Source organism: Hydrocarboniphaga sp. FW305-C-57 (assembly GCF_058783045.1).
This window is the reverse complement of the sequence record NZ_JBYSYG010000006.1, coordinates 271,000-294,515: the sequence shown is the minus strand read 5'-3', so window position 1 is coordinate 294,515 and position 23,516 is coordinate 271,000. Positions and strand designations below refer to the sequence as shown.

General features: G+C 66.9%; 16 protein-coding genes. 7 read left to right on the top strand and 9 right to left on the bottom strand.

Annotation, left to right across the window (positions count from 1 at the left end; genetic code table 11):
• Positions 1-194 precede the first annotated feature (194 nt).
• Complete coding sequence (locus AC3WUM_RS14595) at positions 195-1,544, top strand: MFS transporter (RefSeq protein ID WP_492411062.1); 1,350 nt, start codon at positions 195-197, stop codon at positions 1,542-1,544.
• 241 nt (positions 1,545-1,785) lie between these two features.
• Entirely contained in the window at positions 1,786-2,052 is a 267-nt protein-coding gene (locus AC3WUM_RS14590) for a hypothetical protein (RefSeq protein WP_492411061.1), read from the top strand.
• Positions 2,053-2,088: 36 nt separating this feature from the next.
• Here the strand turns inward: AC3WUM_RS14590 and AC3WUM_RS14585 are convergent, their stop codons facing one another.
• Both AC3WUM_RS14585 and AC3WUM_RS14580 read right to left on the bottom strand, forming a co-directional pair.
• Positions 2,089-2,904 carry a metal-dependent hydrolase gene (locus AC3WUM_RS14585; RefSeq protein WP_492411060.1) on the bottom strand — a complete coding sequence of 272 codons (816 nt, stop codon included), beginning with the start codon at positions 2,902-2,904 and terminating at the stop codon, positions 2,089-2,091.
• Positions 2,905-2,986: 82 nt separating this feature from the next.
• Positions 2,987-3,961 carry an AraC family transcriptional regulator gene (locus AC3WUM_RS14580; protein WP_492411059.1) on the bottom strand — a complete coding sequence of 325 codons (975 nt, stop codon included), beginning with the start codon at positions 3,959-3,961 and terminating at the stop codon, positions 2,987-2,989.
• A gap of 150 nt (positions 3,962-4,111) precedes the next feature.
• Here AC3WUM_RS14580 and AC3WUM_RS14575 point away from each other — a divergent pair, with 150 nt between their 5' ends.
• The 4 genes from AC3WUM_RS14575 to AC3WUM_RS14560 all read left to right on the top strand — a co-directional run bounded on the left by AC3WUM_RS14575 (position 4,112) and on the right by AC3WUM_RS14560 (position 10,489).
• Complete coding sequence (locus AC3WUM_RS14575; RefSeq protein WP_492411058.1) at positions 4,112-4,858, top strand: SDR family oxidoreductase; 747 nt, start codon at positions 4,112-4,114, stop codon at positions 4,856-4,858.
• Between the two features lie 115 nt (positions 4,859-4,973).
• Positions 4,974-5,618, top strand: a complete 645-nt coding sequence (locus AC3WUM_RS14570; RefSeq protein WP_492411057.1) for a hypothetical protein — start codon at positions 4,974-4,976, stop codon at positions 5,616-5,618.
• A 52-nt stretch (positions 5,619-5,670) separates the two neighbouring features.
• Complete coding sequence (locus AC3WUM_RS14565) at positions 5,671-6,201, top strand: M48 metallopeptidase family protein (RefSeq protein ID WP_492411056.1); 531 nt, start codon at positions 5,671-5,673, stop codon at positions 6,199-6,201.
• A gap of 55 nt (positions 6,202-6,256) precedes the next feature.
• The gene (locus AC3WUM_RS14560; protein WP_492411055.1) at positions 6,257-10,489 is read left to right on the top strand and encodes a hypothetical protein; all 4,233 of its coding nucleotides are present in this window, start codon (positions 6,257-6,259) and stop codon (positions 10,487-10,489) included.
• A gap of 127 nt (positions 10,490-10,616) precedes the next feature.
• Here the strand turns inward: AC3WUM_RS14560 and AC3WUM_RS14555 are convergent, their stop codons facing one another.
• The 6 genes from AC3WUM_RS14555 to AC3WUM_RS14530 are packed head-to-tail and all read right to left on the bottom strand — an operon-like array spanning position 10,617 to position 17,974.
• Positions 10,617-10,919 carry a HigA family addiction module antitoxin gene (locus AC3WUM_RS14555; protein WP_492411054.1) on the bottom strand — a complete coding sequence of 101 codons (303 nt, stop codon included), beginning with the start codon at positions 10,917-10,919 and terminating at the stop codon, positions 10,617-10,619.
• Positions 10,920-10,948: 29 nt separating this feature from the next.
• Positions 10,949-11,227 (bottom strand): type II toxin-antitoxin system RelE/ParE family toxin, encoded by a 279-nt coding sequence (locus tag AC3WUM_RS14550; protein ID WP_492411053.1) that lies wholly within the window; start codon positions 11,225-11,227, stop codon positions 10,949-10,951.
• A 51-nt stretch (positions 11,228-11,278) separates the two neighbouring features.
• A complete protein-coding gene (locus AC3WUM_RS14545; protein ID WP_492411052.1) occupies positions 11,279-13,543 on the bottom strand; it encodes a CocE/NonD family hydrolase in 2,265 nt (754 codons plus the stop codon).
• Entirely contained in the window at positions 13,540-15,339 is a 1,800-nt protein-coding gene (locus AC3WUM_RS14540) for an ABC transporter ATP-binding protein/permease (RefSeq protein ID WP_492411051.1), read from the bottom strand. The genes AC3WUM_RS14545 and AC3WUM_RS14540 overlap by 4 nt, the downstream gene beginning before the upstream one ends.
• Positions 15,339-16,679 carry a glycoside hydrolase family 15 protein gene (locus AC3WUM_RS14535; protein ID WP_492411050.1) on the bottom strand — a complete coding sequence of 447 codons (1,341 nt, stop codon included), beginning with the start codon at positions 16,677-16,679 and terminating at the stop codon, positions 15,339-15,341. Before AC3WUM_RS14535 ends, AC3WUM_RS14540 begins: the two co-directional genes overlap by 1 nt.
• Before the next feature lie 2 nt (positions 16,680-16,681).
• Positions 16,682-17,974, bottom strand: a complete 1,293-nt coding sequence (locus tag AC3WUM_RS14530) for a glucoamylase family protein (protein WP_492411049.1) — start codon at positions 17,972-17,974, stop codon at positions 16,682-16,684.
• Positions 17,975-18,164: 190 nt separating this feature from the next.
• Between AC3WUM_RS14530 and AC3WUM_RS14525 the strand changes: the two genes are divergently transcribed.
• Positions 18,165-20,393: a glycoside hydrolase family 3 N-terminal domain-containing protein gene (locus tag AC3WUM_RS14525; protein ID WP_492411097.1), complete on the top strand. Its 2,229-nt coding sequence runs from the start codon at positions 18,165-18,167 to the stop codon at positions 20,391-20,393.
• A 604-nt stretch (positions 20,394-20,997) separates the two neighbouring features.
• Here the strand turns inward: AC3WUM_RS14525 and AC3WUM_RS14520 are convergent.
• Positions 20,998-23,490 (bottom strand): membrane-bound PQQ-dependent dehydrogenase, glucose/quinate/shikimate family, encoded by a 2,493-nt coding sequence (locus tag AC3WUM_RS14520; RefSeq protein WP_492411048.1) that lies wholly within the window; start codon positions 23,488-23,490, stop codon positions 20,998-21,000.
• Between the last annotated feature and the right edge of the window lie 26 nt (positions 23,491-23,516).

The window sequence follows — 23,516 nt, the reverse complement described above, 5'->3', positions numbered from 1 at the left end:
AGCTGGTTCAGCTGCCGCGATTGGACGTTTTGTCCTATCGCGGTCCAACTGACAGCTATGTAATCGTTCGCCGCCCCTGTTGGAGTGGATGGGTACGTGCGCGTTCCTGATATCAGGTGCGAGGAGTACAGTGCGTCGGTGCAGGACGCTACCCGGTTCAAAACCGAGTTCAAGTTACATCGCTGGAGCAACACATGACGTCTACGACTCAAGACACGCATTCGACATCGAAGGAACAGGGGCCGATGGGCACCGGCCGCCTGCACGAGTCAGGAGACCATCATCCGGTCGCCCCGGGTGAGATCGCGATCGGCGTGGTCATCGGGCGTCTGTCGGAATTCTTCGATTTCTTCGTCTTCGGCATCGCCTCGGTGCTGGTGTTCCCGGCGGTGTTCTTCCCGCACCTGAGCCCGCTGCAGGCCACCCTGCAGTCGTTCGTGATCTTCGCGCTGGCCTTCGTCGCCCGGCCGATCGGTACGCTGATCTTCCGCTTCATCCACGACTTCTACGGCCGCGGCACCAAGCTGACCTCGGCCCTGTTCATGCTCGGGACCGCCACCGCCGGCATCGCCTTTTTGCCCGGCTACAACGCCATCGGGGAATCAGCCATCGTGCTGCTGGCCCTGTTCCGCTTCGCCCAGGGCCTGGCGCTCGGCGGCGCGGCCGACGGCCTGCCCTCGCTGCTCGCCCTCAACGCCCCGCAGAAGCGCCGCGGCTGGTACGCGATGATTCCGCAGCTCGGCGCCCCGCTCGGCTTCGCGCTCGCCGCGGCGCTGTTCGCCTTCGTCTACACGAGCATTTCGCCGGCGGACTTCACCGACTGGGGCTGGCGCTATCCGTTCTACGTGGCCTTCGCGATCAACGTGGTGGCCCTGTTCGCCCGCCTGCGCCTGGTCGCCACGCCGGAATTCACCGAGCTGCTCAAGAAGCGCGAGCTGTTGCCGGCGCCGCTCGGCGAGCTGTTCCGCACCCAGAGCGGCAACATGCTGCTCGGCGCGATCGCCCCGCTCGCGAGCTACGCGCTGTTCCACCTCGTCACCGTGTTTCCGCTGTGCTGGGCGCTGCTGTTCAGCGACCTGCCGATCAAGAACATCCTGATCGTGCAGATCATCGGCGCCGGTGCGGCCGTGCTGACGATGATGGCCTCGGGCATAGTGGCCGACCACCTCGGCCGCCGCCTGACGCTGGCCATCGGTACGGTGCTCATCGCGATCTACAGCGGCTCGATTCCGGTGCTGCTGACCGGCAGCCCGGCCGGCGCCTACGCCTTCATCGTCATCGGCTTCGCGCTGCTCGGCTTCGCCCATGCCCAGGCTTCCGGCGCGGTGAATTCGGCCTTCGGCACGCGCTACCGCTACAGCGGCGCGGTCTACAGCTCCAACCTCGCCTGGCTGTTCGGCGCCGGCTTCGCCCCGCTGATCGCACTCTCGCTGACCGCCAAGTTCGGCGTCGCACTGGTCGGTCTCTATCTGGCCTCGGGCGCGGTCGCCACGCTGGCCGCGCTCGGCATCAACCGCAGCCTCGAGATGCGCGACGGTGATTGAGGGGTCGTGAGCCTGGAGGCAGCAATGAAAAAGCCCCTTTTCTCAGGGGCTTTTTCATTGGGAAGCGGTGCGACGAAATCTGGCGCCGCACCGCGGGAACGAAGGCAAAGATGCTCGAGAGTACGGCCTCCGCATGACGCTTTGATGTCAATTCGACGTCGTTTTTGATGAGAATTTCTTAAGTTGCCAGCAAGGTTTCGGCGCAGGCACTATGCGCGCGTCTGGATACCGGGGATAGGCCATGTCGATGCGAGAAATGGTGTCGATCGAAGCGCTGGAGCGCGCGATTCGCGGTCGCATCGCGGCGGAACACGGGCCGGAATCCGTACTCGTCACGACCCCGATTTCGCTCAAGCTCGATGAGCCGTCCGGTAACGGTTCCAACTGGCGCCTCGAGCTTCCGCAGGATTCCACTCCGGATTGCCAGAGCGCATTCGCCGCCGCCGCGGAACAGGTCGGCGCGCGTCTTTCGCTCGCCACGGCCCCCTCTCCGCTGGGCCTGCACTGATCGCAGTGAACCGCCGGGCCGCCCCGCGGCCCGTCCTCATGCGGCGATCTGCAGCACCACGTCGTCGAGCTGGCCGAGCAGCTCGCGATTGTCGTTCTGCCACGGATGAAAGCCGGGCCTGAAATATTCGAGCCACGGCTTGGCGAGCCTGGGCCACAAGCCCGGCGACACCCACATGAAACGGGCCATGCTCGCCAGGCCCGCGCGGCCGCCGGGCCTGCGATCGGCGATCATCAGCCGGGCCTGCAGGCCCAGCACCAGGGCGAGAAACGCGGCGGTGGTGCCGACCATGCCGGCCGCGCGCAGGGCGTAGGCGCGCGCGCCGCGTCCCATCACGGCTTCGTAGACGTCGTAGGCCACGGCCTTGTGTTCGATCTCCTCGAGCGCATGCCAGCGCCAGAGCGCCGCGACTTTCGGATCGGCTCCGTCGATGAGCTGCGGATCGGTCAGCAGGGCCTCGGCAATGATCGCGGTGAAGTGTTCCTGCGCGATCGTCGTCGACAGCTGCGCCTCGGGCGGCAGGTATCGCTTGAGCACGTCGAAGAATCCGGCGACGAAGGCCTGCAGCTGCGCGGCCGGCAGGCCGGCTTCGTCGAGCCTGCGGTTGTATTCCTCGTGCTCGCGCCCGTGCATGGCTTCCTGGCCGATGAAGGCGGTGACCGCCTTGACCAGTTCGGGCGAGCGGATGCGCTCGCGAAAATGCCGCACGGTGTGGATGAAATAGCGCTCGCCTTCCGGAAACGTCAGCGACATCGCATTGACGAAGTGAGTCAGCGCGGCACCTTCGACGTGCCAATGGCGCGCGCACTCGGGGCCGATCTTGAAGCGCAGGTCACGACGGGTCGGGAGCATGAGGCAGTCCTGCTGGGGGAACGCCCTCATTTGATCCGAGCCACGCCATCGGCCTGCTGAACCGCGAACGACTCGAGGCCACTCAGTACATCGAATCGATCCGCGACAGGGCCGTGCCCGCGTCGCGTTCTCGATAACGCGCCGCATCGCGGGCCGGCGGTTCGCCGAACAGGCGCCGGTACTCGCGCGTGAATTGCGATGCGCTTTCGTAGCCCACTTCGAAGCCGGCCTTGGCCGCGTCGACGGCCTTGCCGATCATGAGCCTGCGCGCTTCCTGCAGGCGCAGCTGCTTCTGGAATTGCAGCGGGCTCAGCGAGGTCACGGCCTTGAAGCTCTGATGGAACGCGGACAGGCTCATGCCGGCCTGCTGGGCCAGGGTCTCGACCGAGAACGGCTCCGCGTAGTGCGTCTTGATCCAGCCGATCGCGCGGCTGATGCGCTGCGTCTTGCTCTGTGCGAGCGCGATGCGCCGGATCGCCTCGCCCTGCTCGCCCATCATGAGCCGGTAGTAGATTTCGCGGACGATCAGCGGGGCCAGAAAGCCGATGTCGCCGGGCGTTTGCAGCAGACGCACGAGACGCGTCGCCGCATCGATGAGTTCGGGCTCGGTGGCGCTGAGCAGCAGCCCGCGACCGAGTTGCGGATCGCGGGCGGCATCGAGCCCGCGTTCCATGACCACGGATGCGAGCAGCACCGGATCGAGATCGAGCCGCATGCACAGGTACGGCGCCTGCTCGCTCGCTTCGGTGACATGGCCCGACAGCGGCAAATCCACCGAAACGACGAGGTAGCGCGCCGGATCGTAGTCATAGCGGGTGTCGCCGAGCATCACCTGCTTGGCTCCCTGCGCGATGATGCAGACGGCCGGCTCGTGCAGCACCTGCAGAGGCTCGGTCGTGCTCGAACTGCGGATCAGCCACAGCTTCTCGATGGCGGTTCGTGCAAGACCATCGGCCGGCATCGCCCGGGCGATCGCGTCCGCCAGGGCCTGCGCAGGCGGCCTCGGATCGGCGATCGGGCCCGCATGCGGGTCACGGGAATGAGCGCGGTTCGTCATGGGCCCATGGTCCTCGTCCGGCGCCCGCTTGAAAAGTGCAGTGGCGCGACCCGTGGAGAATCAGGCAAGCATCGCGCAGTTTTCGTCTAACCGGGCCGGGACTCGGAAACCGACAGTGGGCTCTCCAAGAAAGCCAACAGGAAGCCCACCATGTCGAACCCCAGCAAGAACCTTCAGAACAAAGTCGTCCTGATCACCGGCGCCAGCAGTGGCATCGGCGAAGCCATCGCACGCGAACTCGCGGCCGCGGGCGCGCAGGTGGTCGCCGGAGCGCGCCGCCTCGATCGCCTGCAGAAACTCCAGGCCGAAGTCGAAGCCGGCGGCGGACGCCTGCAGGTGCAGGCGCTCGACGTCACCTCGCATGCGCAGGTCGATGCCTTCGCGCGAGAGGCCCAGCAGACATACGGCCATGTCGACGTGATCATCAACAACGCCGGCCTGATGCCACTGTCTCCGCTCGCCGCGCTGAAGATCGACGAGTGGAACCAGATGATCGACGTCAACATTCGCGGCGTGCTGCACGGCATCGCGGCAGTGCTGCCGATCATGAACGCGCAGGGCCACGGCCATGTCATCAACATCGCCTCGATCGGTGCGCATCGGGTTTCTCCGACCGCGGCGGTCTACTGCGCGACCAAGTACGCGGTGTGGGCGATCTCGGATGGACTGCGGCAGGAAACCGACCACATTCGCGTGACGACGATCTCGCCCGGCGTCGTCACCTCCGAACTCGCCGACACGATCAGCGACTACACCGCGCGCTCGGCGATGCGCGACTTTCGCAGCGTCGCGATCGAACCCGATGCGATCGCGCGCGCGGTCCGCTTCGCGATCGAGCAGCCGGCCGACGTCGACGTGAGCGAGATGATCGTGCGTCCGACCGCGAGCCCGCACTGAGCGCTCGAAAACAAGACGGCACTGCCGTCGCCGACGCCGCGACGGCAGTGCCGGGCTGTGAACCACGGCCCCGAGCTGCGAACATTCGAGGCCAGCCAGACACCGGAAGCCCTCGATGTCCGCATCGAACGAGCTGCAGCTGATCGAAACCTCGCCCCTGCGCGCCGTGCTGCGCTTGCCCTCGACGCCCGTCTCTGGGCCGCGCCCGCTGTTGTGCTTCCTGCACGGCCATGGAGAAGCGGCGCCGATGGACATCGAGGCCGCGCTCACGCTGCACGGCCCGCTGCATCCGCAAGCGCCACGCGATCTGCTCGATCGCTTCGTCGTGCTAGCGCCGCAATTGCCGATCGCGGGCGACATCTGGCATCGGCATGCGGACGATGTGCTCGCACTCGTCGAGCAGGTGAGCCGGCAGCACGCGGCCGCGCGTTCGCCGCGCTATCTGTGCGGCTTCAGCTTCGGCGGCAACGGCGTGTTCGATCTGGCGATGCTTCAGCCCGAGGCCTGGAGCGCCCTGTGGTCGGTCGATCCGACCCGGCCGCCCGATCCGGCGATGACTCAGCCGGCCTGGCTGTCGATCGGCGATCGCGTGCGTCGGCGCGAGGCCGAGTTCTTCGCGAATCTGCGCTCGAAGCCCGCGGGCGACGGGCCGAACGGCGATCGCGTGCATCTCGACCAGCATCAGGATCACGTCGAATCCGCGCGCCTGGCGTTCGCGGACCGGCGCATCTACGAATGGCTACTGAGCTACGGCCGATGATCCGGTCCGCCACGCGACGACAGCGGACGACGCGCTGCGATATCGTCGCCGCATGAAGCCCCGCCCGTTCTCGCCGCTGCGCTACGTCAGCGGCTATCCGCAATCCACGCTCGATCAGGTTCAGCGTTTGATCGACGACGATCGCCTGGGCAGCTATCTGCAGAAGCGCTATCCCGATCGCCACGAGATCAAGACCGACAAGGCGCTCTACGACTACGTCAGCGAGCTCAAGCAGACCTACCTGCGCAATGCACCGCCGCTCAGCAAGGTGCTGTACCAATCCAATCTCGACATCGTCCAGAACGCGCTCGGCCTGCATACGGCGATCTCGCGCGTGCAAGGCGGCAAGCTCAAGGCCAAGAAGGAAATCCGCATCGCCTCGACGTTCAAGGACTGCGCGCCCGAGTTCCTCGAGATGATCGTCGTGCACGAGCTCGCGCATTTCAGGGAGTCCGATCACAACAAGGCCTTCTACCAGCTCTGTTGCCACATGCTGCCGGACTACCACCAGATCGAATTCGATCTGCGGCTGTATCTGACTTATCGTTCGTTGATGGATTCGCCGACTCGAAACGACGTGTAGCCCACACACGGCTGCACCCAGGCCGTATCGCACCGTTTGCCAGGGGAAAACAACAATGAAATCGTCAGGCCCGCATCGGCTGGGACCGGCTTCGCAGAACAGTTTCGCCGCCTTGTTGATGACCGTGATGCTGATGGCGGCCTGCGTGCGCGCCTCCGCCGCGCCGCTGCCCGACGACCAGGTGCCCGCTCCGCTCAAGCCCTGGATCGGCTGGAGCCTCGGCGGACTCGACCAGCGCGCCTGTCCGCTCGCACCGGGCAGCGATTCCGTCCGGCTCTGCGCCTGGCCGTCGAACCTGCGACTCGAACTCGACGGCAATGGCGGCCGCTTCGAACTCTCGGCGCGGCTTTACGCACCCGGCTGGCTCGAATTGCCGGGCGGCGCCGAGCACTGGCCGCAGAACGTGCGCAGCGACGGCGCCGCCGCCCCGGTCGCGCTGCGCGGCGATCGCCCGGCGCTGTGGCTGGCGGCCGGCAGCCATCGCATCGAGGGCGAGCTGAGCTGGAGCCGGCTGCCCGAGTCGCTCTACGTTCCGGCCGGCGTCGGGCTGCTGTCGCTGAACGTCGACGGCAGCGCCCGACCGTATCCGGGACGCGACGATCGCGGACACGTCTGGCTCGGCCGCGCCGCGGCGGGTGCAGCGGCGGACCGGCACCTGAGCCTCAAGGTGTTCCGGCTCGTCGACGACGACATTCCGCTCAAGCTCACCACGCACATCGACATCGAGGCGGCCGGAGAGCTGCGCGACGAAGTCATCGGGCCGGTGCTGCCGCCGGGCTTCGTTCCGCTGAGCCTCGGCGGCAGCCTGCCCGCGCGGCTCGACGAGCAGAACCGCCTGCACGTGCAGCTGCGGCCCGGGCTCTGGAGCATCGAAGTCACCGCGCGTGCGCCGGGCCCCGTGCAGACGCTCTCCGCGCCGGCCAATGCCGCGCCCTGGCCCGACCAGGAAGTGTGGTCGCTGCTCGCGCATGAAGACCTGCGCGTGGTCGAGGCCGGCGGTGCGCCGGCGATCGACCCGCGTCAGACGCCGATGCCCGAGGCCTGGACCGGCTACCCGGCGTTTCTGCTCGCTCCGCAAGCCCAGCTCACGCTCGCCGAAAAGCAGCGCGGCGATCCGCTCGGCGCCCACGACGAGCTGAGCCTGCAGCGGCAGATCTGGCTCGATTTCGACGGCCGCGGCTACAGCGTGCAGGACCGGCTCAACGGCCGGCTCGACAGCCGCTGGCGGCTCGAAGCCACCGCCCCGCTGGCGCCCGGCCAGGTGCTCGTCGATGGCGAGCCGCAGCTCATCACGCGCATCGGCGAGGCGGCCGCGGGCGTCGAAGTGCGCCACGGCCAGCTCGATCTGGTCGCCGACAGCCGCATCGACGAAGCCAGCCGCAGCCTGCCGGTCGCCGGCTGGAACACCGATCTGCAAGGCGTCGAGGCAAGCCTGCACCTGCCGCCGGGCTGGCGGCTGCTCGCCACCTCGGGCACCGACGGCCTGCCACAGACCTGGATCGGCCGCTGGTCACTGCTCGATCTGTTCGTCGTGCTCGTCGCGAGCTTCGCGGCGTTCCGCCTGTTCGGCCTCGGCGGCGGCCTGCTGACCTTGCTCGCGCTCGCGCTGACCTGGCACGAGCCGGGCGCCCCGCGCTGGGCCTGGCTCAACCTGATCGCCGCGATCGCGCTGTCGCGCGCGCTGCCCGAGGCGCTCAAGACCGGCCAGCTGCCGGCCTGGCTCGCGCGCTATCGCGCACTGAGCCTCGCCGTCGTGGTGCTGATCGCGCTGCCGTTCGCGGTGCAGCAGCTGCGGCTGGCCTTGTATCCGCAGCTCGAGCTGCCGGGCGCCTCGCCGCTGAACCTCGACATGCCCATCGCGGACGAGATGTCGGTGGGCATGAACGCGATCGAAGCCGAGCCGGTCGCCGCGCCGGTTCCTGCTCCGGCCCCGCAGATGGTGCGCCGGGGCGCCGAGGACATGCTCGCCTCCAGCAAGGTCGAGGCTTACGGCGGCTATGGCGGCGGCGCCTCGGTCTCGCAGCAGTCGATCCAGCGACTCGACCCGAAGCTGCTCACGCAGACCGGTCCGGGGCTGCCCGAATGGAACTGGAACCGCGTGCAGCTGAGCTGGTCCGGCCCGATCACGGCCGACCAGCAGTTCCGGCTCTGGCTGTCGCCGCCCTGGCTCACGCGCGTGCTGCAGGTGCTCGGGGTCGGACTGGTGTTCGCCCTCATCGCGCTGTGGACGCGCGATACGCTCGGCGGCCGCGGTCTGCCGTCGCTGCGCAGCTTCGGCGCAGCCAGCACGGCGGGCGCCCTGCTCGCCTGGGTCATCGCGATCCATCCGGCTCCGCTGCACGCGCAGGCAGCGCAGGAACCGTCTTCCGAGTTCGTCGCTCCGAACCTGCCGAGCCCGCCCGAACCGCGCGTGCTCGACGAGCTGCGCGATCGCCTGCTCGCCGCGCCCGATTGCGCCCCGGTCTGCGTGCAGATCGCGCGCCTCGGCATCGAACTCGGCGACGATGGCGCGCTCACGCTGCGCCTGAGCCTCGATGCGCTCGCCGCCGCTTCGGCGCCGTTGCCGCTGCAGCCGCTCATCGGCGGCGCGCAGGGCCGCATCTGGCAACCCACGCAGCTGCTGCTCGACGGCCAGCCCGCCGCGCTGCTGCGCGCGGACGACGGCCAACTGCTCATCGCGCTGTCGCCCGGGCGGCACGAGGCGATCGTTCGCGGCAGCCTCGCGGGCTTCGATCAGCTGCAATTGCCATTGCCGCTCAAGCCGCGCCGGGTCACGAGCGATCTGCGCGGCTGGCTGCTCAGCGGCGTCGGCGATCAGGGCCAGGTCGCCGATTCGCTGCAGCTGCTGCGCAGCCGTTCGGGCGACGATGCGACGGGCAGCGGCGAAGACAACGCGCAGGCGCTGCCGCCGCTGCTGATCGTCACGCGCACGCTGCGCCTGGGCCTGAGCTGGGATGTGGAGACGCAGGTGCGTCGCGAGGGCGTCACCCACACGCCGGTGCTCGGTTCGGTGCCGCTGCTGCCCGGCGAGCAGATCACCGGCGATGCGGTTCGCGTGGTCGATGGCCGCGTGCAGCTGAGCCTCGCGCCCGGACAGACGACGGCGAGCTGGGCCTCGCGCCTGCCCGTGAGCCCGCAGTTGCAGCTGCGCGCGCCCGAGAGCGGCGATGCGGTGGAGATCTGGCGCTTCGACGTCAGTCCGCTCTGGCATGCCGATTTCGACGGCCTGCCCGCGATCAGCCGGCAGAGCGAGAACTACTGGCTGCCGCGCTACCAGCCCTGGCCCGGCGAGACGCTGACGATGCGCGTGAGCCGTCCGGCCGGCGCGCCCGGCCGCACCGTCACGCTCGATTCGGTGCGCCTGCTGACCCAACCGGCGCAGCGCGCGACCGACTACGAGCTGAGCTTTCGCCTGCGCGCGAGCCAGGGTGGCCAGCATGCCTTCGTGCTGCCCGAGGGCCTGGCCGTGCAGGAACTGCGCGTCGACGGCCAGCGCCAGCCGGCGCGCCAGGAAGGCGGCAAGCTGATCCTGCCGATCCATCCGGGCAGCCAGAATTTCACGCTGAAGCTGCGCTCGTCCGACGCGATGTCGACGCTGGCGCGCACGCTGCCGCTCGATCTGGGCCTACCCGGCGTCAACGCCCGGCTGCAGCTCGATCTGCCGCCCGATCGCTGGGTGCTCTGGGTCGGCGGGCCCAGGCTCGGGCCGGCGGTGCTGTTCTGGGGCGTGCTCGCAGTACTCGTGATCGTCAGCGCGGGGCTCGCACGCCTGCGGCTGACGCCGCTACGCTTCTGGCAATGGGCGCTGCTGATGATCGGGCTGTCGCAGATTCCGGTCTGGGCCGCGGCGATCGTCGCGGGCTGGCTCATCGCGCTCGGAGCGCGCGAGCGCCTCGTCGCCGGCACGGGCGCTTCCTGGCTGCGCTTCAACCTGCTGCAGAGCGCGCTCGCACTGCTCACCGTGATCGCGCTGGGCCTGCTGTTCACCGCCGTCGCGCATGGCCTGCTCGGCGCTCCCGAGATGCAGATCGCCGGCAATGGCTCGTACGCGACTTCGCTGCAATGGTTCCAGGATCGCTGGGAAAAGAACCTGCCGACCGCCTACGCAATCTCGGCGCCGCTCTGGGTCTATCGCGTGCTCATGCTGCTGTGGGCGTTGTGGCTCGCGAATGCGCTGCTCGGCTGGCTGCGCTGGGGATGGGGCCGGTTCACCGACGGCGGAGTCTGGCGCAAGGCGCCATCTCGCACTGCGAGCCCGGAAGCCGCACGCGAATCGCCACGAAGCTGACGGGTGCTCACCGACATCCTGCTTTCGTTCTCGGCCAGCTTCGTCGCGCTTCCGCGGAGACGGTGCTCTGGGAGCTTGAAAGGTTCGGCTGGATACGAGGTGAGGTGGTCGCTCGTTCGCTGACCTGCTAAACCTCAGCCACTTCGATCGGCTTGATCTTCCGCAGGCTATCGCCGATTTCATCCTCGGCGCATTGAATGTCGTACTGAGCCTGCAAATTCATCCAGAACTGCACGGATGTATTGAAATAGCGAGCCAGACGCAAGGCCGTATCCGCTGTGACTCCACGGCGATGTCGGACAATTTCGTTGACGCGAGCCGGAGTTACGCCAATGGCGCGCGCCAGTGCGTTGCTCGAAAGCCCAAGCGGCAGCATGAACTCCTCGAGCAATTGCTCGCCAGGATGGATGGGGGCAAGTCTCTTGGCCATGCTGATTCTCGGGTTTTACTGTCCGCTGCCTAGTGATAATCGACGATTTCCACGTCGGTCGGACCGTCTGCGGTCCAGATGAAGCAAATGCGCCACTGATCATTGATGCGAATGCTGTGCTGGCCCAAACGGTCGGCTTTGAGAGCTTCGAGCCGGTTTCCAGGAGGAGCCAACAGATCTCGCAACTCGACCGCGGCTGCCAGCTGATCGAGCTTCCGACGTGCAGGGCCTTCGCAATTCACCCAGCGCGCGACCCGCTGCCGCCCGGCCAGCTTCTCGGTCTGCCTGCATTTGAAAGACCTGATCACGAGCAGACTCTATATCGATACCCGATATAGAACAAGCCGAAGAACTTTCTCTCAGCGCCTTACCGGAATCTCGATGCGGCTGCCGCCATACCAGCGTAGCCGCAGCGCGGGCCTGGCGTCTTCGATCGACTCTTCCTTGACGTCACGCCCGGTGCCGTAATTGACCTCGCGATCGGGTCGCTTGTTGACGCCGAGCACGATCACGAGCCGGCTGCCGGCCGCGAGTCTGGCGCTCACGAAGCGCTCGCTCCTGAACGCGAGCTGCTGGCGTTCGCCGGCGCGCAGCAGCTGGCGATGCACGCGATCCTTCGCATAGCTCGCACGGAATTCGTAAGGCTCCGAAATCTGCCGATACTCACCGCTCGCGAGCTGCTCGAACAGCGTGAAGTTCAGGTCCACGTCCATTCTGTTGAGCTCGAAATCGAGCGTGCCCGACGGTAGACCGCTGATCTCGGTGGCCTGCGCGAACGGCTCGCCGACGAAGGCCAGCGCATGGCGCAGGCGCAGCTGCTTGCCGTCGGCGATCGTCGTCCACGGTTGCGCCGTATCGCTGCGGTCGGCAAGTGGCACGCTCTGCTCGATGTAGCCGTCACCAGGCACGGCAGCATCCGTGAGCCGATGGCGTTCCGCGCTCCCGCCGGCGGCCAGGTGCAGGCTCAGCCGCGAGGCTGCGAGCGCTTCGATCGACGCCGCATGCCGCCAGTCACCACCATCGAGCTGTACGTTCACACGATCCTTGATCGCGGACGGCTCGCCAGCGTTCTTGAACACGTGATCGAACCACTGCAGCCGCAGCTCGCTCTGGTCGAGGCTCTCGCTCGCGATCACGAGGCTGTGATCCGCATCGGGCCGGTAGCGGCGATGCTCGCCGAAGTAGTACAGCGCGGCGATGCCGTCGCCATGCTCGCTGACCGAAGTCAGCACCGGCACACCGATCTGTGCGAACTGCTTTTCGAACGGCAGGCGGTTCTGCCAGTAGCGGTCATAGCTCGGATGCGTGATCCAGGTGCGGAACAGGTCGCTGCGCAGCTTCGCGAGCCGATCGAAAACCCAGTACGAACGACCCTTTCGATACCAGTTCAAGTCGATCTCGTTCCAGCGCGCCTGCTGCTGCGCGATCACGGCCGCCGGCTGCGTGTGCTCGACGATCCAGCGCAAGGCATCGGTGTGCGCGATGCGTCCCTGAGTCGGGAAATCGATGCCGGGCGCCATCGCATCGGTCGTCGCGATCGCCTTCACCGCGGCCGGCAGTTTCTTGGCGACCGACCAGGCCGCGAAACCCGAATAGCCGCTGCCGACGAGGCCGACGCGGCCGTCGCTCCAGGGCTGCTGCGTGATCCACTCGATCAGCTTTCGCGCATCGGCGCCGTCATGCTGGAACGGCACGACCTCGATCGGCTTCGCCTTCGCATCGGCGGGGCCTCCGCGTCCGCGCGTATAGGCGACGACGCCGACATAGCCGCGCGCCGCGCGCGCGCGCGCATCGTCGGCACCTGGATCGAGAGTGAATTCGAGCAAGGCCGGCAAGGGCTTTTTCGGCGCCTTCGGTCGCACGAGGCGAGCGTAGATCGTCACGCCCGCGGCGGCCTTGATCGGCACCGAGTCTTCGATCAGATAGCGCCGCGCATCGTCCTCGGCCATCAGCGCCGGAGCCAGCGTGATGAAGCTGCGCTGCGAGTCGTAGGCCAGGTAGATGCGCACGAGATCGATGGCCGTGGCCAGATCGAGTTCGCGGTCTTTACGCGTGCGTGCGAACGCATTCTCGAGATCGGTTCGAAACGTGCTGAGTGGCGAGGCGATCCAGTTGCCGAGCACGAAGGCATCGCGATCGCCGAGCTTGGACGCCACCTCGCGATACGCCCGCGAAAACGCCTCGTTGAACGACAGCTTGTCGTTGACTTCATTCGCTCGGGCGAGTGCATAGAGATCGAGTACCACGCTGCGCGCCATCGGCTTGCCGGCATCGAGCTTGCGACGACGGTCGAGCAGCGCCTTGCGCGACTCGTAGGCCGCCGGGTAATTCGCGGCGACGAGCTGCAGCATCGAGATCGTCGACAGATAGCGATCGATGCTTTTCTCCTGGTACACCGGCAGCACGCGCGCCGCGAGGTCGCGCATGGTCTCGCGCAGCTTCGGGTCGGCGACGCCGGCCGGCGTCTGGAACTCGAAACTCTGCGGCCGGGCATTGAGCTGGGCCTGCATCTGCAGGCGCATCTGCTCCTGCGCCTGCTGTTGCTGCGATTGCATCTGCGACCACGCCGGCATCGCCAGCGCGAGCAGGCCCGTCGTCAATAACACGCGAAGCGTGGAACTCATGGCGCTTCGTCCGCCACGATCGCGGGGCCCGGCATCTTGACGAGGTGCAGGCTGCGATCGAACAAGGCGTCCTGTCCCTGTACCGCACCGCCGATGTGAACCACGCCCGTCGATGCAAGCTCGTTGCGCAGCAGATCGACCACGCGAGCCAGCGATTCTTCCTCGAGCACCGAGAACGCATCGTCGATGAGCACCCAGGCCGGGGCTTGCAGCAGCATGCGCGCGAACGCCAGGCACAGTTGCTCGTCCAGGCTGAGCTCGCGATCCCAACGCCGCGTCTCGTCGAGCAGCGGAACGAGCCGCGCCAGCCCGAGCCGTTCGAGCGCCTGGGTGTAGCGCGGCGCCTCGAACGCTGCGGCCGAGTCCGGATACGCGAGCGCTTCGCGCAGGCTGCCGGTCGGCAGATACGGCGTGCCGCGCGGCACGTAGAAGATCGTCTCCACGCTCGGCATCTCGATGCGCCCCGAGCCCCAGGGCCAGAGCCCGGCGAGCGCGCGGAACAGCATGGTTTTGCTGGTCCCCGGCGCGCTGCTCACCATCACGCGCCGGCCCGCCTCGATGCGCACCGGGCTTTCCTCGACGCGCTCGCGACCGCTCTGCGCTTCGACCTGCAGGCTCTCGATGCTCAAGCTCTCGTCCGGGCTCTGCACGTACGCGATGCGCCGCTCGATCTGGTCGATCCCCTGCTCCATCAGCAGCGCCTGGCGAAAGCTCGCGACGCGCAGCAGGCCCGCGCGCCAATCGGCGATGGTGCTGAAGTTGTCGACGAACCAGCGCAGCGAGGACTGCGCCTGCGTGAACGCCGCTGCGGCCATCATCAGGCCGCCGAACGAGATCTTGCCGGTGAAGTACAGCGGCACCGCGACGAGCGTCGGCGCGATGTTGGTGATCCAGCCGAAGCCCGAAGTGACCCAGGTCAGGTTCGTATGCTCGGTCGCGAGCCTGCGCATCGAGCGCAAGGTGTCGTCGAGATAGCGGTTGATGCGCCGGCCTTCGTCGGCTTCGCCCCGCGCGAGCGAAATGCCGTCGAGATGCTCGTTGGCGCGCATCAGCGCGAAGCGCAGATCGGCCTCGCGCGCATAGCGCTCCGCATTGCTGCCGATCAGGCTGCGGCCGACCCAGTAGCTCAGCAGCGATCCGATCAGTGCGTAGGCGATCGCGGCCCAGAGCATGAAGCCCGGCACCGCGTAATCGGCGTCGCCGATGCGGAACGAAAAGTCCGTCGACAGGCCCCAGAGCACGCCCGCGAAGGTCACGAACAGGATCGTCGCCTGCAGCAGGCCCACGCCGAGATCGGCCGACAGCTCGGTGAACTTGCGCGCGTCTTCCTGCATGCGCTGGTCCGGGTTGGCGCCCATCGACCCGGAGTTCGCGAGCCAGAACGCGCGCCGCGGTTGCATCCAGCGGTCGATCAGATCGCGCGTGAGCCCTTCGCGCAGGCGCAGCTTCAGGTGCTCGACGATCCAGCGCTGGACCACGTTGAGCACGAGCAGGCAGCCGACGATGATGAAGAACACGCCGAGCTGCGTCATGAAATCCTTCAGATCGCGGCGCGAGAGCGCATCGTAGAACGGCTGGTTCCAGCGGTTCAGATACACCTGTCCATAAGCCGTCGCGAGCACCACGACGATGAGCGAGACGATCAGTACGAGCAGCACCTTGGCGACCGCCGAGCTGCGCAGCGCCTGCAGGATCAGGCCGAGCTGCTTGCCGAGCCCGGACTCGGCGACCGTCTCCATTTCGGCCGCGACGAGATCGTCGGCCTCGTCCCTGGATTTTCGTTTGGCTTTCGCCATCAGCGAGCCGCCAGCGCGGCGCGGCGTGCGACGACGGTCGAGATCAGCGCCGCATAGCTCCAGGCCAGATGCTTGGCCGAAGTCTGCTCGCCGCTGTTCTGGTCGAACTGCTCGGAGAGCTCGCCTTGCGCTCCGGTATAGGCGCGCGCCGTTTGCAGGAAGGCATCGCCGCGATCGATCCAGCTCTGCGCGTCGGGCGAGCCTGGCGCCGCCTTGTAGCAGAACTCGGCCGCGCCGAGCGTCGAGAAGAAGTAGGCGCCGCCCGAGTAATAGACATCGCCTTCGTAGCGGCCCATCGCGACGCCTCGCCCTGCCGGGCGATCGCGGTTGATCGCGTAGAGCCGGTCGAACAGGGCTTCGAGTTCGCCGAGCGTGGACTGCATGCGCGCATCGTGCACCGAATGCTGCTGCGCGCCGTCGGGTGCATGGATCGCGGACAGGATGACCGCGATGTCGAGCTCCTTGCTCGATCGCTCGCCCGAGCTCAGCACGCGCGAGCGGAAGTGCCCGGCGTCCTCGAGCCAGTAGCTGTCGAGCAGCTTGCGGATCGCCGCGCTCTCGGTCGCGCAGGCCAGCGCGAATTCGGGCTCGTTGCGGCTGCGCAGCCAGCCGGCGCCTCGCTCGAGCGCGGCGGCCGAGACGCGCAGCGTGTAGTAATGCAGGCCGCGCTCTTCTTCCCAGATGTCGTACGAGGGCGTGCGCCAGTGCCGCATCGTGAAGTCGAGATCGCCGGTGATCAGCGCTGCGAGATCGGCCGCGAGCCTGTCGTCGAGACGATGCGCGCTCACCCAGCCGAGCAGCGCGAGTGCGCGCAGCGGCGGGCCGTCGTGCTGCGGCCGCGCCCACTTCGAAATATCGAGCGTGGCATCCGGATTGACGCGCGTTTCGCCGACCACGGCCTCGCCATGCGCCTGCGCGAGGTCTTCGTCGTCGCGCAGGAACTTGACGAAATCGGCCGCCGCCTTGCCGCGCCAGCTTTTATCGTCAACGAGCCTGCGTCCATCGAGCGTATTCAGCGACAGATTGAACGCAACGAAGTCGCGCAGATGCGCGATCGCCTCGTCGCCGATGCTGCGGTCCTCGTAGAGCAGGCGCAGCGATTCGATCACGACGGCCGAATCGCGGAACCAGTGGAAGAAGTAATCCGGGTCGGGATCGTAGGCGCCGAGCACCGGCGAGGCGATGATCGAACCCTTCGCGGCACGAACCTGCGTGCCGAAGCCGGGCCGGGATTTGACCAGATCGATGGCCGAGAAGCTGCGCAGCATCGCGCTCGCCGAGTCGCGATATTGCCGCTCGATCCACTGCTCCAACGAAGGTTCGGGCGATTTTCCGCTCATGCTCACGAACCCAGGTACGGGCTGCTGAAACCGAGCCGGCGCAAGCCGGTCTGCACTTCGGGCACGCTCATGAACAGCTTCCAGAGCAGGCCGGTGCGATGGTTCTCCATCATCACCACGATCGGCCCCTGGTCGATCGCGAGGAAGGTGTCGGCGAACCAGTCGCGTCCTTCATTGAAAGCATCGACGAAGCCGTAACGCTGCCAGACCTTGTCGCCGTAGCGGCGAAGAAAACCACGCAAGCTCTGCACGACCTCGGCAGGCGCGTACGGCAGGCTCGACAGCGCGGCGGTCGGCGAGATCGTGCCGTTGTCGTTGTCCGGCGCATGAGCCGAATAGCCGTCCGGATCGTCGCTCGCCGTGAGGCCCCAGCAGTCCGCGCCATAGCCCTTGAACTGGCCCGGATTGATCACGCAATGCTCACGGTTGATGCGCACGTGACGCGAGCACAAGTCCCAGTAGTCTGCGTAGCGATCACGCAGGCCATGCGGATCGAGCCCGCAGAACGAGTAATGCGCGAAGAACAGCGGGCCGCCGTAAGGCTGTCCGAGCGGCAGTTCGATGCCGTGGTAAGTCTTGCCGTTGATGAAATCGCGGCCGCTCGCATAGCCGCGGTGATAGACGACCGGATCGATCGGATAGCGATTCGAACCCGCCGCGAGCACGTAGGCGATCAGGCATTCGTTCCAGCCGTGGATCTCGTGATCCATGCCCCAGCCGTTGTTCGGGCTCCAGTGCCAATACAACAGCTTGCGGCCGTCCTGCTGGTACCAGGTCCATTCCATGTCGTCCCAGATCCAGTTGATACGATTGCGGATCGAGGCTTCGGCCGGAACGTCCTGCGTGAAGTATTGACGCGCGCACAGCAGGCCCTGCAGCAGCAAGGCGGTTTCGACGAGATCGCCGCCGTCGTCCTTGCGACTGAACGGAATCGTCGCCCCGGTCGCACCGTTCATGAAATGCGGATAGGCGCCGTGATAGCAGGTGGCACGCACGAGCACGTCGAGCATCGCGTTGATTCGCTGCACCGCGGCCTCGCGCGATATCCACTGACGCTCGACCGCGACGATGATCGCCATGACGCCGAAACCCGAGCCGCCGATGGCCACCAGATCGTCGAAGGGCTCGCGGCCGTCGGCCGCGCGGATCGTGCGCCGGTCCGGCGCGAGGCCGCTCTGCGGATGCGAGCCCTCCCAGAAGAAGCGAAAGGTCTGCCTCTGCACGGCCTCGATGAGGGCTTCGTCATCGAGCGAGAGCAAGCTTTCGACGCTGGTCTGCTGATCCGCTGAGCTCAATGGCTACTCCTTGTTGTTCTGTCAGTCGGCCCGCTGCGGGCTCGAAGCACGACTCGATTCTGCGAATATTAATGCAGAGCACATGATCTCTACGCGATCCTCATGAGCCTGCGCTGTCTGCGCCACAGGGCCGGCACGACGGCCTATCATGGACGAAATACCGCACGACACACTCAAGGACGATGCGCGCATGAGCCGAATCGAACAATTGCTGAGCCAGATGACGCTGACCGAAAAACTCGGCCAGCTCACCATGACCGCCTCCGGTTACGCGGTCACCGGGCCGATCATCGTCGGAGACTCCACCGACTCGATCAAGGACGGCAGCGTCGGCAACCTGCTCAACATGGTCGGCCCCGGCCCGACCCACGAAATGCAGAAGATCGCGGTCGAGCAGACGCGGCTCGGCATTCCGCTGCTGATCGGCCTCGACATCATTCATGGCCATCGCATCCTGTTTCCGCTGCCGATCGCCGAAGCCGCGAGCTTCGATCCGCTGCTATGGGAACGCACGGCGCGCGAAGCCGCCAAGGAAGGCGCGGCCGATGGCCTGGCGATGACGTTCGCGCCGATGCTCGACGTCTCGCGCGACCTGCGCTGGGGCCGCACGGCCGAGGGCGGCGGCGAAGACGGTTGGCTCAATTCGCGCATCGCCGAGGCCAAAGTGCGCGGATTCCAGGGCGACGATCTGTCGTCCAAGGACGCGCTCGCCGCCTGCGCCAAGCACTTCGCCGCTTACGGTCCGGTCAACGCGGGCCGTGAATATGCCTCGGTCGACATCTCCGAACGCACGCTGCGCGAAGTGCATCTGCCTCCGTTCGAAGCGGCCGTGAAGGCCGGCGTCGAAACCATCATGCCCGCGTTCACCGATCTCAACGGCATTCCGATGACGGCGCACGTGCCGCTGCTGCGCGACTATCTGCGCGGCGAACTCGGCTTCGACGGCGTGCTCGTGAGCGATTACAACGCCATCGGCGAACTGATCAAGCACGGTGTCGCGGCCGATCTCGTCGAAGCCGCGACGCTCGCGCTCAAGGCCGGCGTCGACATCGACATGATGGCCGACGCCTATCGCAAGGGCCTGCCGGTCGCGCTCGAACGCGGGCTCGTGACGATGGACGAAATCGATGCCTGCGTACGCCGCGTGCTCAAGCTCAAGGAGAAGCTCGGCCTGTTCGACGATCCATATCGCCGTGGCTCGACGCCCGAAGCGCCGCAGGCGCTCGTCGACCGGCGCGCGCTCGCACGCGATGTCGCCACACGCTCGGTCGTCATGCTCAAGAACGAGCACGACACCCTGCCCTTGCCGGCATCGACGCAGCGCATCGCGGTGATCGGTCCGCTCGCCGACGCGGGCTACGACATGTGCGGCTGCTGGTGGGCGGCCGGCGAACACGAGCCGAACACGACCGTGCTCGCGGGCCTGCGGACCGCCTTGCCGGCGGCGCGGATCGATTACGCGGCCGGCGTTCCGATCCTCGAAGACGAGCGCAGCGGTATCACCGCCGCGACGGCGCTCGTCGACGACGCGAACGCCGTCGTGCTCTGCATCGGCGAAGGCGTGCGCCAGAGCGGCGAAGCCGCGAGCCGCGCGTATCCGGAACTCGCCGCGCATCAGCGCGCGCTCGCCGAGAGCGTGTTCGAACGTGCGAGCGCGCGCAGCGTGCCGGTCATCGTCGTGTTGTTCTCGGGCCGCCCGCTCGTGATTCCGGAGATCGACGCCAAGGCCGATGCGATCCTCGCGGCCTGGTTCCTCGGCACCGAAGCCGGCAACGCGATCGCCGACCTGATCAGCGGCAAGGCCTCGCCGAGCGGCCGCACGCCGATGACTTGGCCGCGTGCGCTCGGCCAGGTACCGATCTTCTTCGGCCAGCGCCCGAGCGGCCGGCCGATGAACGCCGACGATTTCTACACGAGCAAGTATCTCGATGTGAGCAACGAGCCGCTGTATGCATTTGGACACGGGCTCGGCTATGGGCGCTTCGTCTACCGCAATCTGCGCGTGACGCCCGAGCGCGTCACCGAGAGCGATACGATTCGCGTGACGGTCGATCTCGTCAACGAGGGCCAGCGTGCAGCGGAAGAGACGGTGTTCCTGTTCGTGCGCGACAAGGTCGCGAGTGTCGCGAGGCCGCTGCTCGAACTGCGTGGGTTCACGAAGATCGCGCTGCAAGCCGGTGAAAGCGGCAGCGTGGAACTCGAAGTGGCTGCGAGCGAGTTGCGCTTTCTCGATGCGGCATTGAAGCCGGTGTTCGAGCACGGCGAGGTCGAGATTCTGGTTGGGCCGAGCGCGGAGCGCGCGAAGCTGCTGGTGCAGACGCTGCAGCTGGTTAGCAATCTGCCTGTCCCCTCTCCCGCGTGCGGGAGAGGGTGGTCCGAAGGACCGGGTGAGGGAAAGCCTGGAAAGTGTGCTCTTTAATCGGGCAGCCCCTCTCTCCCCGCCTTCGGCGGGACTCTCTCCCGCAAGCGGGAGAGAGGAAAAACCAGCAGCACACGCAGCTGCTATTTCAAGCGCGACACCGCCTACGGCAAGGCATACGCGATCACATAATCTCCAGCCGGCGTCTCTTCGAGATGCCGCTCAGCCGCCTTGTCCCCTCTCCCGCTTGCGGGAGAGGGTGGTCCGAAGGACCGGGTGAGGGAAAGCCTGGTAAGTGCGCTCTTTAGTCGGGCAGCCCCTCTCTCCCCGCCTTCGGCGGGACTCTCTCCCGCAAGCGGGAGAGAGGAGAGGAAAAACCAGCCGCACACGCAGCTGCTATTTCAAGCGCGACAGCGTCTACGGCAAGGCATACGCGATCACATAATCCCGGCCGGCGTCTCTTCGAAATGACGCTCAGCCGCCTTGTCCCCTCTCCCGCTCGCGGGAGAGAGTGGGCCGAAGGACCGGGTGAGGGAAAGCCTGGTAAGTGCGCTCTTTAGTCGAACAGCCCCTCTCTCCCCGCCTTCGGCGGGACTCTCTCCCGCAAGCGGGAGAGAGGAAAAGCAAGCCGTGCACGCAACTGCTGTTTCAAGCGCGACACCGCCTATGGCAAGGCATACGCGATCACATAATCTCCAGCCGGCGTCTCCATGAAGTGATGCCCGGCCGCGACGATGACGAGATATTGCTTGCCCTGGCTCTCGTAGATCATCGGCGTCGCTTGCCCGCCGGCCGGTAGAGCGTCCTGCCACACCGTTTCGCCGGTTTCGATATCGATCGCGCGAATCAGGTCATCCGTCGCGGCCGCGATGAAGATCAGCCCGCCTGCGGTGACCACAGCGCCGCCGTTGTTCGGCGTGCCGATTTCGATCGGCAATCCCGAACGGATACCGAACGGCCCGTTGCCGCGTGCGCTGCCGAACGGCCGGTCCCACAGCGTCTTGCCGCTTGCGAGATCGACCGCGCGAATGCCGCCGTAAGGCGGCTGCTTGCAGAGCAGCTTGGTGAACTTGAGCCGCCAGCCCGCGTCGACGTCGATCGCGTACGGCGTGCCGGCCTGCGGGTCACCCTGGCCCTCGGCACCGCCTGTATCGGGCGTCGGCAATTCCTCGCGTGGCTTCCAGCCGTAGCGATCGGCTTCTTCGCGCGGCACCAGGCGGTTGTAGTTCGGCATGTCGTTGTAGTTCGCGATCATGACGCCGCGATTTGGATCGATCGCCACGCCGCCCCAGTCGGAGCCGCCGTTGTAGCCGGGATATTCGATCGAGTGCCGGTCGGTCGTCGGTGGCGTGTAGATGCCCTGGTAGCTCGCGCTGCGGAACTGGATGCGGCACACGAGCTGGTCGAGCGGCGTCATGCCCCACATGTCGGCTTCGCTCAGATCGCGCCGGGCGAGCGTGTGGTAGGTCGAGAACGGCTGCGTCTTGCTGCGCTTCTCGGGCTCGACGCCACCGCCCGGAACCGGGCGCTCCTCGACACCGACGAGCGGCTCGCCGGTTCGACGGTCGAGCACGTAGACATCGCCCTGCTTGCTCGGCAGGATCACCGCGGGCACCTTGCTGCCGTTGACCGGGAAATCGATCAGCGCGGGCTGCGAGCCGAGGTCGTAATCCCAGACGTCGATGTGCGTGGTCTGGAAATTCCACACGGGCTTGCCGGTGGTGACGTCGAGCGCGACGAGCGAGGTGGCGTACTGGCTTTCGGCCGGCGTGCGCGAGCTGCTCCAGTAATCGCCCGCCGAATTGCCCATCGGCAGGTAGACGTAACCGAGCTGCTCGTCGGCCGATGCGATCGTCCACATGTTGGGCGTTCCGCGCGTGTAGATCTCGCCGGCTGGCGGCAGGCCGTTCCATTCCGGATGCGTCATGTCCCAGGCCCAGCGCAGCTCGCCGGTGACCGCGTCGAAGCCCTTGATGACGCCCGACGGCGCATCGCGGCGCTGGCCGTCGAGCACCTGGTGTCCCGTCACGATCACGCCGCGCACGATGGTCGGCGGCGAGTTGATCGACACGTAGCCGGCCGGCGTGCTGCCCATGCCCTCCTTGATGTCGACCTGCCCGCCGTTACCGAAATCGCTGCACGGCAGGCCGGTTCTCGCATCCACCGCGATCACGCGGCCGTCGAGCGTGCCCGAGATGATGCGGGTCGCACAGGCTTCGCCGTGGGTCACCGGCAGCGGCGTCAACGGCGCTTGCACATCGTTGGTCACGGGCGTCGCGGCCAGCGTGGTGTCTTCAGCGCTCGGTTCGGTGGAGTCTTCGCTCGTCTTCAGCGTCTGCGCGGGCGGCTTCACGTAATACGAAACGCCGCGGCAGGCCGCCGTGTACGGAATCGCGGACTCGGGCACCTTCGGGTCGTAGCGCCAGCGCTCCTGGCCGGTGCTCGCGTCGAGGCTGATCAGAATGTTGTGCGGCGTGCACAGGTAGACGCTGTCGCCGATCTTGAGCGGCGTGGTTTCCGCGCCCCAGCGATGTTCGGGCAGATCGCCCGTGCGATACATCCATGCGCGCTGCAGCTGCGCGACGTTGTCCTTGGTGATCTGCGCCAGCGGCGAATAGCGCGTGGCCTGGTTGCTACCGCCATAGGCCGCCCAATCCTGGGCCGCGGCCTGCGTCGCCGGCTGCACGAAGCCGCCCGGCGTCGCGTCGGTGGCCACCGACTGGCCTTCGGAAGCGCTCGGCACCGCCGGCCCGCTGGTCACGCCGTAAGGCAGGAACGCAAGCCCGAACGCTGCGATGAAGACGATGACGAAGACGCCCGCGAGCGGCCACGCGCTGCGCAGCCTCGGACCATTGCGCAGCCACGGCGCGAGCAAGGCGACGAGAATGCCGAGACCCAGCAGCAGGCCCAGGCGCGGCACCCAGCGCCAGTAATCGAGGCCCGATTCCCAGGCGCTCCAGACTACGGTCGCCGCGAGTACGATCCAGTAGACCCAGGCACCGGCCCGATGCCGGCGCATGAGCAGCACGCCTGAAACCATCAGGCCCAAGCCGGCCGGCAGGTAATAAGCGGAGCCTTCGAGCGCGAGCAGCCAGGCCCCGCCCACCCCCATCGCCAGACCCACGAGGAAGACGAGCAAACCCAGCACGAAATTCATGACATGCGACTCCTGCGTTCCCTGCG

Excerpts from the sequence above, each read along its gene's own strand:
- AC3WUM_RS14595 (WP_492411062.1), top strand. The coding sequence starts at position 195 with ATGACGTCTACGACTCAAGACACGCATTCGACATCGAAGGAACAGGGG.
- AC3WUM_RS14590 (WP_492411061.1), top strand. The coding sequence starts at position 1,786 with ATGTCGATGCGAGAAATGGTGTCGATCGAAGCGCTGGAGCGCGCGATT.
- AC3WUM_RS14585 (WP_492411060.1), bottom strand. The coding sequence starts at position 2,904 with ATGCTCCCGACCCGTCGTGACCTGCGCTTCAAGATCGGCCCCGAGTGC.
- AC3WUM_RS14580 (WP_492411059.1), bottom strand. The coding sequence starts at position 3,961 with ATGACGAACCGCGCTCATTCCCGTGACCCGCATGCGGGCCCGATCGCC.
- AC3WUM_RS14575 (WP_492411058.1), top strand. The coding sequence starts at position 4,112 with ATGTCGAACCCCAGCAAGAACCTTCAGAACAAAGTCGTCCTGATCACC.
- AC3WUM_RS14570 (WP_492411057.1), top strand. The coding sequence starts at position 4,974 with ATGTCCGCATCGAACGAGCTGCAGCTGATCGAAACCTCGCCCCTGCGC.
- AC3WUM_RS14565 (WP_492411056.1), top strand. The coding sequence starts at position 5,671 with ATGAAGCCCCGCCCGTTCTCGCCGCTGCGCTACGTCAGCGGCTATCCG.
- AC3WUM_RS14560 (WP_492411055.1), top strand. The coding sequence starts at position 6,257 with ATGAAATCGTCAGGCCCGCATCGGCTGGGACCGGCTTCGCAGAACAGT.
- AC3WUM_RS14555 (WP_492411054.1), bottom strand. The coding sequence starts at position 10,919 with ATGGCCAAGAGACTTGCCCCCATCCATCCTGGCGAGCAATTGCTCGAG.
- AC3WUM_RS14545 (WP_492411052.1), bottom strand. The coding sequence starts at position 13,543 with ATGAGTTCCACGCTTCGCGTGTTATTGACGACGGGCCTGCTCGCGCTG.
- AC3WUM_RS14540 (WP_492411051.1), bottom strand. The coding sequence starts at position 15,339 with ATGGCGAAAGCCAAACGAAAATCCAGGGACGAGGCCGACGATCTCGTC.
- AC3WUM_RS14535 (WP_492411050.1), bottom strand. The coding sequence starts at position 16,679 with ATGAGCGGAAAATCGCCCGAACCTTCGTTGGAGCAGTGGATCGAGCGG.
- AC3WUM_RS14525 (WP_492411097.1), top strand. The coding sequence starts at position 18,165 with ATGAGCCGAATCGAACAATTGCTGAGCCAGATGACGCTGACCGAAAAA.
- AC3WUM_RS14520 (WP_492411048.1), bottom strand. The coding sequence starts at position 23,490 with ATGAATTTCGTGCTGGGTTTGCTCGTCTTCCTCGTGGGTCTGGCGATG.